This window comes from Roseomonas sp. OT10 (genome assembly GCF_020991085.1).
In the GTDB taxonomy this organism is placed as follows: Bacteria; Pseudomonadota; Alphaproteobacteria; order Acetobacterales; family Acetobacteraceae; genus Roseomonas; species Roseomonas cutis.
This window is the reverse complement of record NZ_CP087719.1, coordinates 128989-141773: the sequence shown is the minus strand read 5'-3', so window position 1 is coordinate 141773 and position 12785 is coordinate 128989. Positions and strand designations below refer to the sequence as shown.

Here is a 12785-nt window from a genome sequence, read left to right as displayed (position 1 = left end):
GCCAAGCGCGAGCAGAAGCCCTGGCAGGCGATGCAGCAGAAGGAGACCGACGGCCGCGGCTTCTTCCGCGGCGCCGGGTCGAACCAGCCAAAGCCACGCGCCGGGCGGGAGCAGACGGCGCAGGGCGGTTCCGGGGAGCGGGCCATCGATCATGCGGCCTGCCCCAGCGCCGCGGGCTGGGCGCTGCGCACGAGATGCTGGATGGCCTGGCGGTTGAACTTGAAGGTGAGCAGCGCCGAGGCCTGGTAGCGCGTCATGCCGAGATCGGCGCGGGCTGCCGGCGGGAGGTGGATCAGCTGCCGCTCGGTCGGCGGCTCGCGCAGCCAGCGCCGGCTCTTATGGGCGCTCTCGTCCGTCTCACACACGTTCAGCCAGTCATCCGCCGCGGCCAGCGCCACCAGCCGCTCGCCGATGGACAACAGGCGCGGCCGCGCCTCCTTGGCGCCACCGACCGCGTGCCAGGCTCCGTTCAGGAAGAAGATGCCCGCCCAGCCGTTGAAGCCATTGGCCAGCAGTGCGGCGTCGTCGCCGAACAGGTCGCACCACTGGAAAGCCGAGCGCCGGAGGAGATCGATCTCCGTCATGATGAAGTCGGTGAGCGGCGTCGTGTCGCGCCCGCGAGGCTCGAAGGCGTGGCCGCAGATCGGGCACTCCATCACCGCGATCGGCACCTCCGCCTCGCAGGAGGGGCAGGTCTTGGTGGGCGGTTCACCCTCGCCAGGCTGGCTGTCGAGGTCGACATCCTGCTCCAGGCAGCCATGGATCTGCGAGGAGGTGCCGAAATCGAGCACGATGCAGTCGCGCTTGACGATACCGGGATGCTCGGTGGGATCCACGGTGCGAAGCCCGCGGCCCACCATCTGGATCATGGTGCACTTGAACGAGCTCGGCCGCAGCAGCACGACGCAGGAGGTGGGCGGGTGGTCCCAGCCCTCCGTCAGCACCGCGACATTCACGACGATGCGCGCCTCACCCCGGGCATAGGCGGCCAGGACCGAGCGCCGCTCCCCCTCCGGCATGTCGCCGGTCACCATGACGGTGGGGACGCCGGCCGCGTTGAAGGCGGCGGCGACGTGCTCGGCATGGGCGATGGTGGAGCAGAAGGCCACCGTCTGGCGGCCGCCGGCCTTCTCCTGCCAGTGCTTCACCACGGCGTCGGTGACCGGCACGGTGTCCATGACGCGGGCGACTTCGCCCATGTCGAAATCGTCGCCGCTGCGCCGCACCGCGCGCAGCTCATCCTGGACGCCGACATCGATGATGAAGGTGCGGGGCGGCACCAGGTGGCCGGAGGCGATCAGCTCGCCGAGCCGGATCTGGTCCGCGACGTTCGAGAACACCTGGCGGAGCCCGACCTTGTCGCCGCGGTTCGGCGTGGCGGTGACGCCGTAGATCCGGCAGTCGGCGTTGCGGTCGAGGGCGCGATCGATGATGCGGCGATAGCTGTCTGCGACGGCGTGATGCGCCTCGTCGATCACCAACAGGTCCAGCGCCGGCATCGCCGCGAGGTTCGCCTGGCGGGTCAGCGTCGGCACCATGGCGAAGGTGACCTGGCCGCTCCAGGACTTCTGGCCGGCATCCACCACCGAGGTGGAGATTCCGGAATTCACGCGGCGGAACTTCGCCAGGTTCTGGGCCGTCAGCTCATCCCGATGCGCGAGGACCGCGGCCTTGGCGGCGCTGCTGCCAATATGCTCGCCCACCGCCGCCGACAGCATGATTGTCTTGCCGGCGCCGGTCGGGGCGACGCCGAGGGTGTTGCCGTGCTGGCCGAGCGCACGAAGGCTGCGCTCGACGAAGAGCTTCTGGCGGGGGCGGAGCATCATGCTGGCGCGGCCCTCCCTCAGCGCGCCCAGGCGGGACGCGGGTCGGCGCCGGCGGCGGCGGGCTGGGCGGCAGGGAAGGCACCCTGGTGGATGGCCGGCGCACCTGGCGGCGCATAGGCCTGGACGGGGGGTGCATAACCCGCCGGCACCACCTGCCGCCCCATCACCTGGGCGTAGTCCCGATGGTCCGGCGTCACCGCCATGCGGATTTCGTTCTTGGTCTCGCCGCCGGCGTCGGTGCCGTGCTCGATCTTGGCCACGAACTCGAGGCCATCCAGATCCGCGAAGCCGCCGATGCGGCGCGCGGCCTGCGCCTGGGGCGAGACATCCTTGTCGGAGATGCCGCGCGCGGAGTTCAGCATCCCGCGCAGGAAGCTGCGGCCCATCCCCGCCCACTCGGGCCCCTTCGGGCTGTGGAGGCCGATCAGCGTGAAGATCTTCCGCTTGGCGTAGGGCCCCTCCAGCACGGTGAACTCGCCGTTGAGATAGACAGCGCCGGTGCTGCCGCGCGTCGCGTAGCCGCCGGTCCAGCCCTGGCTCGGATCGTCGAAGCCGCCGGGGCGGATGGTGAGGCGGACCTTCGCCAGCGTCCCCTTGGGGATCAGATTGGGGTTGGACTGGGCGTCGTTGTAGTCATTCCAGGCAGCCATAGGGCTTCTGCTCCGATCAGGTGTTGGGGTTGGCGGTGGGCGGCGCGATCGACGGCGCGCCGTGCGCGTCGATCGGCAGCGATGGGCTGCGGATTTTCTGGAAGAGCTGCCCGAGATGCGGCGGCTCCAGCATGTCGAGCCGGCCGCTGCGATCTTTCGCGGGGTAGCCCCAGGGGTTCAGCGTCTGGCAGACCAACCCGCGGAAAGACGCGACAGCAGGCTGGCCGGGAGCGGCGTCCGGCTTGATCTCGGCCAGCGTCATCACCTGGTCGACGATGCCGGGCAGCTCGAGACCAGTCTTGCTGCCGTCGATCTGCGGCACGAAGACGCGGCGATTGAAGTCGTCGAGCTTCTCGTCGAGGATTCCGACGAAGATCACGTTGCGCCCGCGCGCATGCTGCAGATGCGTGAGCCAGGCGATCATCTCGCGGCCATGCAAACCATAGGCGCCGCGGATGTCGGGCTTGCCGGTCTTCTCCGAATACGCTTCGGGCTGACTGCGGCACCACTGGAAGCAGAGACGACCCGCGACCGTGATGCTGTCGACGAAGATCGTGGCGAAGCCGTCCATGCGCGCCGGATCGCCATAGGCCTGCAGGACGCGCGCATACTGCGCGGCGGAATAGGGCTGGTCGTCACGCAGCGCGGGGTTGGGGCCCGCCAGGAACAGCGCGAGGTCGCGGCATTCATCCCAAGTGCGCGGGCGGATCGACGCGCCACGCCAGTGCTGCACGGCGAGATCGCCCGCCTCGAGGTCGATGAAGAGCGTGCTGCTCTCGTCGAGTGTCAGCAGGAGGTAGGTCTTGCCGATGCCGCTCTTGCCAAAGATCACGGCCTTGATGCCGCGCGCCTCAGCCTGCCGCTCGTCTGCGGTGATGATGCGCAGCGCCATCAGCGGCCTCCCCGCAGCGGGATGACGCCGGCGCCATGCGGGCTGTCGCGCAGCGCCGTCTCGGACATGATGGCGAGGCGATAGGTGGCGCGGCCGGTGCGGACCGTGCGGGCCGGCTCGAAGGCCTGGCGGATGCGATCGGGCCAGGCGGTATAGGCCCGCTCCGAGACCTTGAAGCTGACCTCGACGTACTGGCCGGGATCCTCACCGCCGGCGCGGATTTGCTCCGACAGCGCGGCGAGCCGCGCCTGGTCCCAATCCACCTTCTTCGGCAGATCGACCGCGATCTCCACGGCGCCGTCCTGAAAGCGGACCGTGCCGGTGTCCTTGCCGGCAGCGGCACGGGCGCCGATGGCGCGCTGCTCGTAGCGGAGCGCGATCGCGGCCTCGATCCAGTCCTGCATGCGCTTGGCGGCATCCAGCGCCTCGCGCGCATCGGTCTGCAGCAGCGCCAGGTGCTCGGCGGGAAGCGCGATGACGTCGCTCACCGGCATGTGGCGCAGCGCTTCGAGGCTGGGGCGATTGGTGAGGAGCGCGTCCATCACGCGGCCTCCGCGAGCAGCATCGGCAGGATGGTGGAGGCGGTGCGGCGCGGGCGACGGCGGGCGACGAGGATGTAGGCGTAGTCCTCGTAGCCGTGGCGGCGCTGCACGATGTCGGCGAGGCCGAGCTCGGCCAGTTTCCAGGCACGGGCCGCCAGGCGCTGGAGCGCGGTGCGCTCGTTCTCGGGCAGGCACTGCAACTGCGGGCAGACCTGCCGGCCGAGCGCGCCACGGTGGTAGGTGATGCTGTCGCCAGGCGCCGCGGCGCCGAGCCAGGTGCAGAGGGAAGCCTCGGTGAGAGGCGCCACCACTGCGCGGATGTCGGTGATGTTGGTGTCCATGACAGCCATTACTCATCCACCTCCAAATCCGTATCAGGCGGCGGAGGGGATGCCGGCGGCGAGCAGCCGCAGGCGGATTTCCCGGATGCGGCGATAGATGCGCATGCGCGGCATCGTCTTCTGCTCGCCGAACTCGTGCGGCGTGTGCTCGCTGAGCGCTGCGCAGAGCGGGTAGTCCTCGGGGGCGATTGCACCGGCCGCGCGCTCCAGGTCGAGGCGGCGTTCCAGCGCGCCGATGGCGTCGGTGGACTGGCCGCACCACGCGCCGTATCCATCCGCCTCCGCGATGGTGTCGCCCAGCGTCAGGCCTTCGGTGTTGGGAACGGCATCGTCGAGGGAACGCGGATGGCGGGCAGCGCGCTGGCGACGGGCTTTGCCGGCGATCAGTGCGGCAGCATTCCGGATGCAGACCCGAGCGAAGGCGCCGAACTCGCCCTTCGCGGGGTCGTAGGCAGGAAGACGGGTCAAAAGATCGACAAGAAGATCCTGGCGGAAGTCTTCGCGATCCTCAGGCGGCAGGCCGAGGCTGCGGCACAGGGCCGAGGCTGCAACTCCGGCGAGATGGTGGGCCGGAGCGAGGTCGGGGAGATTGGGGCGGGAACCCATCGGTGGTCCTTTCCATCGAGTTGATGGGCGGACCGTGCCGTTCGCGGGGGGGATTCAACCTGTGTGGAAGCTATCCGAACCTATGTGGAAGCTATTCTGCTCGTGCGTCCGAGCGTCGAAACCAGATGCGGTCAGCCGGCAGCCGAAGCTCGTACCCTACACCGCGAACGGTCCGGATGAGCGCGTCCGAGGCTTTCTCTTCCGGTGACGCTGCTGCCGCAATGACCTTCTTGATGGCCGAGATGACCAGTGTCACCTGCTCGTCTCTCGGCTCCTCGCCATGGGTCGAGTATCTGGCGAGAACATCCAGGATCGCACCCCTCGAAACGATGGGATCGCGGTCGGCAGCCGCACCGGCGAGTTCTCGCAGGGCGTGGAATTCACGGGGGGTCAGCGAAAGCTCGCTGCCCCGAAAGGCCGCAACCGAGCGAATCTCGTCGATCTGCAAAGCATCCTCGCGCGGAGCCGCCTCCTGTCCGCTGACAAGATCGTCGAGCAGCATTCGGAAAGGTGCGGGCAGGGCGCCAGCTATGCGCTCGGCGACGGGGCTGATGGTGATGCCGAGTGGCTGAATCAAACGAAGCGTCTCGGGACTGAGGAAGCGCAATGTCGGTGTCATGATGATCACGCGACCCGCACCATGGCGTGCCTTGATGGCCGACAAGGTGTCCAGCGCATTCCGGTCGGACAGGAGTCGCACCAGGTAGACGCCGCACGGGTACGGTTTGGCCGGGACGGCACCGATGCGCACAACCCGTGCGTCCAGCAGTTCCAAAGGCGGACCCGTGATCCCGCTGTCGCGGCGGATTGCGACCGCCGTCGCGCGAAAGTCGATGTCGAGCGAACGCGCATGCAGATCATCTTGGACGACGGTGAGGTAGGGCTCGCCATCGACAAACTCGACATCCGCTGCGTCCGCCTCGTCCAGCGGTGGACGCCAGGCCAGGATGCCCACTTGGCGGAGGTGATCTCGAAGTGGCTCCCACCCTACGCAGGCTGCGGCGGGCAGCGCGCGGATGGGATGCAGATCAATCTGCTGCAGCAGCGAGGCGAGCAGGGTCGTCATCCATCAGAAATCCGTTGAGCCGAAGGTGCTCGAATATCCGGGCCTCGAGCAGATGGTCGCGAAAGGAGACTGTGTTGGGCACCTTGATCGCGACCGTGACGTCGCGTCGCTCCCCGTCGATTTCGAAGCGCATCCGCATCTTCAGCCCAGATACCCTCAAGGTCGAGAGATCGATGTCTGGGCATACGCGCTCGACCCGGGACACGGAATTCAGGGTGTCGGTCATGCGGAGGCTCCACGGGGAACCTCCGCGGCCGCCTTTGCCTGCTTGCCCCTCATCGATCTCGATCTCGACGACCTTGACGCTTTTCAGATCGTCGTCCCAGTCGTTCTCGAACTTCCAGGTGGTGCCTTTCTTTTCGATGGGCGCCAGATGGTAAAGTTGATCGCTCTTCGGACCAGAGAAAAAGTCGGGATCGTCGAGGAGATGTTCGGCGAATAGCTGTACCAGCTTCAGGCGCTCGACCTTGGCGCGGGCCGCCACCTTGATGAGCCCCGTCTCCGGCTCGAAGCAAATGGCGTCTGCTGTGATCTCGCGGACAGGACGTGTCGTCTGCCGGCCGCCCTCTTCTACGGGAAGGATCACGGCGTTCATCCCGTGCTCGACCAGCAGGTTGATGTGGGTGGCTTCCGGGTACCAGTAAACGTCGCAAATGCGCCCCTGGTAACGTCGCGCGAAGTATTCCCGGCAGGCGGCTTTGAAGGCTTCCCGTGCGGCCTCGTCCTCGTGCCGCGGCACCACTCCCTTCCTGGCTCCGATCAGCCTGAGGGGGGATGATGCGAAAAACGCGTGCCGATGGACCGCTCGCTGAAAGATATCGCGGTGGTGCAGGTAGGCGATCAGAGCGAGATGGCGCGCGGTCAGGCGCTTCCGATCGTCGGCGGGTGCCGGTTCGGCCTCCTCGGCCAATCGCACGCCGCGCTCATCGGCAATCTCCTGAAGCGCCCGCGCTCCATTCGGCGTCGAAAGAGTCAGTATTGAGTGAAGCGCATCCAACAATACATCGGGGAACTCGTCACCGCGCTCCCGGAAGAGGTGAAAGAGGGCGTCCCGCTGGGCAGATTCGTCTTCAGGAAGCTCAAGCCATTTAAAGGCCATGTCTGGCTCATGTGGCGCCAGGAGTTCTTGAAGGAGGCCAAGGTCGACCGTCTGCATGAACAGGCGGTTCACGAAGTTTCGGACGTTCTTGGCCAAGCGAAGCTCCGATGGATGATTCGTAATCTTTCTATCTGAGGTTGTGAGCGCGCCGCAACGGTCACGTGATACGGATTCTGGCCTTGCCGAGTAATAGCCTGGGATGAGCCTTCCCGCATCCGGCCCGATGAACCAGCACCTCCCGCCGCACCTCCGGGAGGTCTGCAGCATCCTGGCACGGGGGCTGGTGCGGCTGCGCAGCCGCGATGCCGAGGACGATGCGCGGAGTGCCGAGATAGCTCGGGGGGCGGGAGAGGTTCGCCTACACTCCACCGCCCACCAGCGCCTGCATGCGAACCCCAACAGGAAGGGACTCGCATGACCAGACGATCCACCGCCGCGCCCGCGCCGGCGCCCACCATCCCGACGATCCCACCGACGCAGGTGCTGAGCCGGCTCGCCGCGCTGCAGGCGGCGCCGACCGCCACGCTCAAGCAGCAATGGCGGGAGCTCTTCGGGAAGGAGCCGCCGCCCTGGAACCGGGCCTATATCCAGAGCCGGCTCGCGTATCGCATCCAGGAGCTCGCGTATGGCGGGCTGAAGCCCGAAACCGTCGATCGACTGGTGGCGCTGGGCGAGCAGTTGGACGGCGGCAACGTGGTCCTTCGCCGTATCCGCGCCGACAGCCGGCCGCTGGCGGGCACCCGCCTCATCCGGGAATGGCAGGGCGTGCAGCACGTGGTCACCGTTCGCGCCGATGACTTCGAATACGAGGGCCGGCCGTATCGGTCTCTATCGGCCATCGCGCGGCACATCACTGGCACGCGCTGGAACGGCTGGACCTTCTTCGGCCTGCGCCAGCCAGGCGGTGGCGCATGAAGATGCGCGCCACCACCACGGCGATGCCCGCCAGCACAAAGAAGCTGCGCTGCGCGGTCTACACGCGGAAGAGCACCGACGAGGGCTTGGACAAGGAGTTCAACACCCTCGACGCGCAGCGCGACGCCTGCGAGGCGTACATCACCAGCCAACGCGCCGAGGGCTGGGCGCTGGTGCGCGATCGCTACGACGACGGCGGCTTCTCCGGCGGCACGTTGGAGCGGCCGGCGCTGCAGCGGCTCCTGCGCGATATCCAGGCCGACCTGGTCGACGTGATCGTGGTCTACAAGATTGATCGCCTCAGCCGCTCGCTGATGGATTTCGCCAAGCTGGTCGAGGTGATGGACGCGCATGGCGTCACCTTTGTGTCCGTGACGCAGAGCTTCAACACGACTACCAGCATGGGCCGGCTGACGCTCAACATCCTGCTTAGCTTCGCGCAGTTCGAGCGCGAGGTAATCGGCGAGCGCATTCGCGACAAATTCGCAGCGTCGCGGGCGCGAGGGATGTGGATGGGGGGCAAGGTGCCGCTCGGCTACGACGTCGTGGCCCGCAAGCTGGTGGTGAACGAGGAGGAGGCTCTGCGCGTCCGCCGCGTGTTCGAGATCTTCGCCGAGACCGGGTCGGGCATCGAGACGGTGGCGCGCCTTCGGGCTGAGGGCGCCACCAGCAAGGCCGGACGACCGCTCGACAAGGGTGATGTCTACAAGCTGCTGAACAATCGGACCTACGTCGGGGAGGCTGCGCACAAGGGGCAGGTCTATCCCGGCGAGCACCAGGCGATCGTGTCGCGGGAACTCTGGGACCGGGCACACGCAATCCTGCAGGTCAGCCCGCGAATCCGCGCCAACCAGAACCGGGCGCAGACGCCGGCGCTGCTGAAGGGGCTGATCTTCGGTGTGGACGGGCGGGCACTGTCGCCGACCCACGCGCGGAAGAACGGTCGGCTCTACCGCTACTACGTGGCCCAGCGGGTCCTGAAGGGTGATGCTGCCGGCGACGCCAGCATTGTGCGCCGGGTCTCGGCGGCCGAGATCGAGGCGGCGGTGGTGGACCAGGTGCGGGCGCTGCTGCGCCAACCGGAGATCGTGGTCGGCACCTGGCGCGCGGCGCGCGTGGAGGCGCCGGACCTGACCGAGGGCGAGACCCACGACGCGCTGCATCGGCTCGACCCGCTGTGGGAACACCTCTTTCCGGCGGAGCAGGCGCGGATCGTGCGGTCGCTGGTGGAGCGGGTGGTGGTGGGCCCGGCCGGTGCCGACATTCGGCTGCGGCTGGACGGGCTCGGCGGCCTGGTCCGCGACCTCACCGCCATCTCGCCCAGCGCACTGATGACGGCAGCATGACGACGGCGACGAGCATCACTGTCCGGGTGCCGCTGGCAATCCGCCACCGACCGGGCCGGAAGACCGTCGTGACGCCGATGACCGATGGCGTGGCGCCGGTCACGACGCGCGCCGACCCGACGCTGGTGAAGGCGTTGGCCAGGGGGTTCCGGTACCAGCGGATGCTGGACGAGGGGCGCTACGCGTCCATCACCGAAATGGCAGAGGCGGAGCGAATCGAACGCGGCTACCTCGGCAGCCTGCTCCGCCTGACCCTCTTGGCACCCGACCTCGTAACCAACGCCCTCGATGGGCGGCATATGCCCTCGGTCGCCCTGGCCGCCCTGTTGGAACCATTCCCTCTATGCTGGCGCAGCCAGGGCGAATTGTTCGGCAATGACGGGTCGGGAAAGTAACGGCCGCGGCCACATGGCCATTATGCGAAGGCAAAGTCCGTGGCATCTTCGGGGCGTGACAGGCCCCGTGATCGACAACCCGATTCTCAACAGCCCCTTCGCGGAACCCTCCCGCCATTGGGAGCTCGACGAGAGCGGCATCCCCACCGGCACCCCGGCGCTCGGCCGGCGGCGCAGCGAATTCATCGTCCCCGTCCCCCCGCCGAAGCACAAGGTGAAGGCCCAGGCCACCCTCGACCTGGAGGATGAGTACGGGAAGCGCCAGCCAAACGACTACATCAATGAAATCAGGGCCAAAGTTGCCCAATGGCGCTCCCTCGGCGAACAGGGCCTGCGTCCCGTCACGCCCGTCACCGCCCGCCTGCTGCGCCACTGGCGGGAACAGGGCCGCGCGCGCCCGCTCTTCTTCTGCCAGGTCGAGGCGGTTGAGACCGCCATCTGGCTGACCGAAGTGGCCCCCCGCGCCGAGACCGAACGGCTGCGTACCCTCAATTCGGAGGCCAACCCGGACCTCCTGCGCATCGCTTTCAAGCTGGCGACCGGCGCCGGCAAGACCACCGTCATGGGCATGCTGATTGCCTGGCAGACCCTCAACGCCGCGCGCACGCGCAACTCGACCCGCTTCACCGACGCCTTCCTGATCGTGGCCCCCGGCCTGACGGTGAGGGACCGCCTGCGCGTGCTCCACCCGTCCGACCCCTCCAACATCTACGCCGCCCTCGACATCGTGCCGCGGGAGCTGCGCGACGACCTCCAGCGCGCCCGGATCGTCATCACCAACTTCCACGCCTTCAAGAAGCGCGAGACGCTCGAGGCGCCGAAGTTGGCGAAGGAGATCCTGGCCGGCCGCACCGGCAAGGTCGAGCGCCCCGAAACCGATGGCCAGATGGCGCAGCGCATCTGCAAGGACCTGCTTGGCCGCAAGCGCATCATCGTCATCAATGACGAAGCCCACCACTGCTATCGCCAGAAGGTCGGCGCAGCGGATGACGCCAGCGCGAAGCTCGACGCTGAAGGCAAGGCGGAGGCCAAGAAGAACAACGCCGCTGCCCGCCTCTGGATCAGCGGCATCGAGGCTCTGCAACGCGTCGTCGGCCAGCCTGTCCTGGTCTACGATCTCTCCGCCACGCCCTTCTTCCTGCGCGGCTCAGGCTACCCCGAGGGCACGCTCTTCCCCTGGGTCGTCTCCGACTTCTCGCTGATCGACGCCATCGAATGCGGCATCGTGAAGGTGCCGCGCGTCCCGGTGCAGGACCTGCCAGGCGCCGACGAGCCGGTCTATCGCCACGTCTATCGCTACATCCAGGAACATTCTGATGTGAAGCTGCCCAAGGCTGGCCGGGCCAAGCAGGGCAAGCCGCTCACGCCGGACCAGCTTCCCTCCCAGCTCACCGGCGCGCTCCAGGCGCTATACGGCCACTACCGCCAGGTGTTCGAGAACTGGGCCAGCCGCGGCGGCAGCACGCCGCCCGTCTTTATCGTGGTCTGCAACAACACCGCCACCTCGAAGCTCGTGCATGACTGGATCGCCGGCTACGAGCGCATCGAGACTGACGCCGCGGGCGCGGAGCGCCGCGTCATCGTGCCCGGCAACCTGCCGCTCCTCTCCAACGTCACCCAGGCCGGCATCGGCCAGAGCAGCATGGTGGAGCGCCCCGTCACCATCCTGATCGACAGCGAAGAACTCGAATCCGGCGAGGCCCTGTCGGACAACTTCCGGAAGCTGGCTGGTCCCGAGATTGACGCCTTCAAGCGCGAACTCCGCGCCCGCGGTCGCCATGCGGATGCCGAGACGGTCACCGACAGTGACCTGCTGCGGGAGGTGATGAACACCGTCGGCCAGCCCGGCCGGCTGGGCGAGCCTATCCGCTGCGTGGTCTCCGTCTCCATGCTGACCGAGGGGTGGGACGCGCGCACCGTTACCCATGTGCTGGGTGTGCGCGCCTTCGGCACGCAATTGCTGTGCGAGCAGGTGATCGGCCGTGCGCTGCGCCGTGTCTCCTATGACCCGGTCGGCGTGGACGACGCCGGCAATGCGATGTTCGCGCCGGAATATGCCGAGGTGCTGGGCATCCCGTTCAGTTTCGTGCCGGCCAATTCCAAGGCCGACTACACCCCGCCGAAGAAGACCACCCAGATCCATGCCGTGCTGCCGGAGCGTGCGGCGCTGGAAATCCGCTTCCCCCGCGTGATCGGCTATCGCACCTTGCTGCCGCCCGGCCGCATCACCGCCGCCTTCACCAACGAGAGCCGCCTCGAGATCGATCCGACGGACGCGCCGCCCGAAGCCGTCAGCGCCGCCATCATCGGCGCCGAGCACACGCTGACGCTGAACGACCTGCGCCATCAGCGCGACACCACCATCGCCTTTCACCTGGCGGGCCACACGCTGCGCACCTGGTTCCGCGACAGCGAGGACCACCTGAAGCCCTGGCTGTTCCCGCCGCTGCTCACCATCACGCGGCGCTGGATGGCGGAATGCCTGACCTGCATCGGCGGTACCTTCCCGGCCTACCTGCTGTGGCGTGACATCGGCGACAAGGCCGCGGAGCGCATCTTCCGCGCATGCACGCCCGAAGTCGCTGGTCCCGGCACGCTTCGGCCGATCCTGGACCCCTACAACGAGGCCGGCAGCAGCCGTCATGTCAGCTTCGCCACCACCAAGACGAATTTCTGGACCCCCGACGCGCAGAAATGCCAGGTCAACCTGATCGTCTGCGACGAGAATTGGGAGGCCGCGGCGGCCCAGGCGCTGGACGGCATGCAGGAGGTGCTGCGCTACGTGAAGAACGACCGGCTGGGCTTCGAAGTGCCCTATGTGGATGGCAGCACCGAGCGCCACTACCGGCCCGACTTCATCGTGGTGGTGGATGACGGTCGCGGCCCGGATGATCCGCTGCACCTCGTGCTGGAGGTGAAGGGCCGCCAGACCGCGCAGGACGACGCAAAGCACGACACCATGCGCAAACTCTGGGTGCCGGCGGTGAACGCGCTGGGGCGCTTCGGCCGCTGGGATTTTTGCCGGGTGGATGGACCCTATGGCGTGGATGAGATCATCCGGCGGCGGCTGAACGCCGACGCTCTCTCACGCGCCGCCTGAACCCGGA

Annotated in this window: 12 protein-coding genes; 4 read left to right on the top strand and 8 right to left on the bottom strand. The window is 67.7% G+C overall.

Going from position 1 to position 12785, the window contains the following annotated elements; genetic code table 11:
- Window positions 1-149 precede the first annotated feature (149 nt).
- The 8 genes from LPC08_RS00755 to LPC08_RS00720 all read right to left on the bottom strand — a co-directional run bounded on the left by LPC08_RS00755 (window position 150) and on the right by LPC08_RS00720 (window position 7118).
- Window positions 150-1826 (bottom strand): DEAD/DEAH box helicase, encoded by a 1677-nt coding sequence (locus tag LPC08_RS00755; RefSeq protein ID WP_230450833.1) that lies wholly within the window; start codon window positions 1824-1826, stop codon window positions 150-152.
- Between the two features lie 17 nt (window positions 1827-1843).
- Complete coding sequence (locus LPC08_RS00750; RefSeq protein WP_230450832.1) at window positions 1844-2476, bottom strand: hypothetical protein; 633 nt, start codon at window positions 2474-2476, stop codon at window positions 1844-1846.
- Between the two features lie 16 nt (window positions 2477-2492).
- Window positions 2493-3368 carry an ATP-binding protein gene (locus LPC08_RS00745; protein WP_230450831.1) on the bottom strand — a complete coding sequence of 292 codons (876 nt, stop codon included), beginning with the start codon at window positions 3366-3368 and terminating at the stop codon, window positions 2493-2495.
- Window positions 3368-3910: a hypothetical protein gene (locus tag LPC08_RS00740; protein ID WP_230450830.1), complete on the bottom strand. Its 543-nt coding sequence runs from the start codon at window positions 3908-3910 to the stop codon at window positions 3368-3370. The genes LPC08_RS00745 and LPC08_RS00740 overlap by 1 nt, the downstream gene beginning before the upstream one ends.
- The gene (locus LPC08_RS00735; RefSeq protein WP_230450829.1) at window positions 3910-4260 is read right to left on the bottom strand and encodes a hypothetical protein; all 351 of its coding nucleotides are present in this window, start codon (window positions 4258-4260) and stop codon (window positions 3910-3912) included. The genes LPC08_RS00740 and LPC08_RS00735 overlap by 1 nt, the downstream gene beginning before the upstream one ends.
- A gap of 24 nt (window positions 4261-4284) precedes the next feature.
- Window positions 4285-4857 carry a sigma factor gene (locus LPC08_RS00730; RefSeq protein WP_230450828.1) on the bottom strand — a complete coding sequence of 191 codons (573 nt, stop codon included), beginning with the start codon at window positions 4855-4857 and terminating at the stop codon, window positions 4285-4287.
- Window positions 4858-4948: 91 nt separating this feature from the next.
- A complete protein-coding gene (locus LPC08_RS00725) occupies window positions 4949-5923 on the bottom strand; it encodes a winged helix-turn-helix domain-containing protein (RefSeq protein WP_230450827.1) in 975 nt (324 codons plus the stop codon).
- Entirely contained in the window at window positions 5886-7118 is a 1233-nt protein-coding gene (locus LPC08_RS00720; RefSeq protein WP_230450826.1) for a hypothetical protein, read from the bottom strand. Before LPC08_RS00720 ends, LPC08_RS00725 begins: the two co-directional genes overlap by 38 nt.
- A 318-nt stretch (window positions 7119-7436) precedes the next feature.
- Between LPC08_RS00720 and LPC08_RS00715 the strand changes: the two genes are divergently transcribed.
- From LPC08_RS00715 to LPC08_RS00700, 4 genes are read left to right on the top strand one after another with little or no spacing between them, the layout of a single operon-like run.
- Window positions 7437-7937: a DUF2924 domain-containing protein gene (locus LPC08_RS00715; RefSeq protein ID WP_230450825.1), complete on the top strand. Its 501-nt coding sequence runs from the start codon at window positions 7437-7439 to the stop codon at window positions 7935-7937.
- Window positions 7934-9283, top strand: coding sequence for a recombinase family protein (locus tag LPC08_RS00710; RefSeq protein WP_230450824.1), 1350 nt, complete (start codon window positions 7934-7936; stop codon window positions 9281-9283). The genes LPC08_RS00715 and LPC08_RS00710 overlap by 4 nt, the downstream gene beginning before the upstream one ends.
- Window positions 9280-9678, top strand: coding sequence for a hypothetical protein (locus LPC08_RS00705; protein WP_230450823.1), 399 nt, complete (start codon window positions 9280-9282; stop codon window positions 9676-9678). The genes LPC08_RS00710 and LPC08_RS00705 overlap by 4 nt, the downstream gene beginning before the upstream one ends.
- Window positions 9679-9733: 55 nt before the next feature.
- Window positions 9734-12778 carry a BPTD_3080 family restriction endonuclease gene (locus LPC08_RS00700; protein ID WP_370643275.1) on the top strand — a complete coding sequence of 1015 codons (3045 nt, stop codon included), beginning with the start codon at window positions 9734-9736 and terminating at the stop codon, window positions 12776-12778.
- The last annotated feature ends 7 nt before the right edge of the window (window positions 12779-12785 follow it).

Excerpts from the sequence above, each read along its gene's own strand:
- LPC08_RS00755 (WP_230450833.1), bottom strand. The coding sequence starts at position 1,826 with ATGATGCTCCGCCCCCGCCAGAAGCTCTTCGTCGAGCGCAGCCTTCGT.
- LPC08_RS00750 (WP_230450832.1), bottom strand. The coding sequence starts at position 2,476 with ATGGCTGCCTGGAATGACTACAACGACGCCCAGTCCAACCCCAATCTG.
- LPC08_RS00745 (WP_230450831.1), bottom strand. The coding sequence starts at position 3,368 with ATGGCGCTGCGCATCATCACCGCAGACGAGCGGCAGGCTGAGGCGCGC.
- LPC08_RS00740 (WP_230450830.1), bottom strand. The coding sequence starts at position 3,910 with ATGGACGCGCTCCTCACCAATCGCCCCAGCCTCGAAGCGCTGCGCCAC.
- LPC08_RS00735 (WP_230450829.1), bottom strand. The coding sequence starts at position 4,260 with ATGGCTGTCATGGACACCAACATCACCGACATCCGCGCAGTGGTGGCG.
- LPC08_RS00730 (WP_230450828.1), bottom strand. The coding sequence starts at position 4,857 with ATGGGTTCCCGCCCCAATCTCCCCGACCTCGCTCCGGCCCACCATCTC.
- LPC08_RS00725 (WP_230450827.1), bottom strand. The coding sequence starts at position 5,923 with ATGACGACCCTGCTCGCCTCGCTGCTGCAGCAGATTGATCTGCATCCC.
- LPC08_RS00715 (WP_230450825.1), top strand. The coding sequence starts at position 7,437 with ATGACCAGACGATCCACCGCCGCGCCCGCGCCGGCGCCCACCATCCCG.
- LPC08_RS00710 (WP_230450824.1), top strand. The coding sequence starts at position 7,934 with ATGAAGATGCGCGCCACCACCACGGCGATGCCCGCCAGCACAAAGAAG.
- LPC08_RS00705 (WP_230450823.1), top strand. The coding sequence starts at position 9,280 with ATGACGACGGCGACGAGCATCACTGTCCGGGTGCCGCTGGCAATCCGC.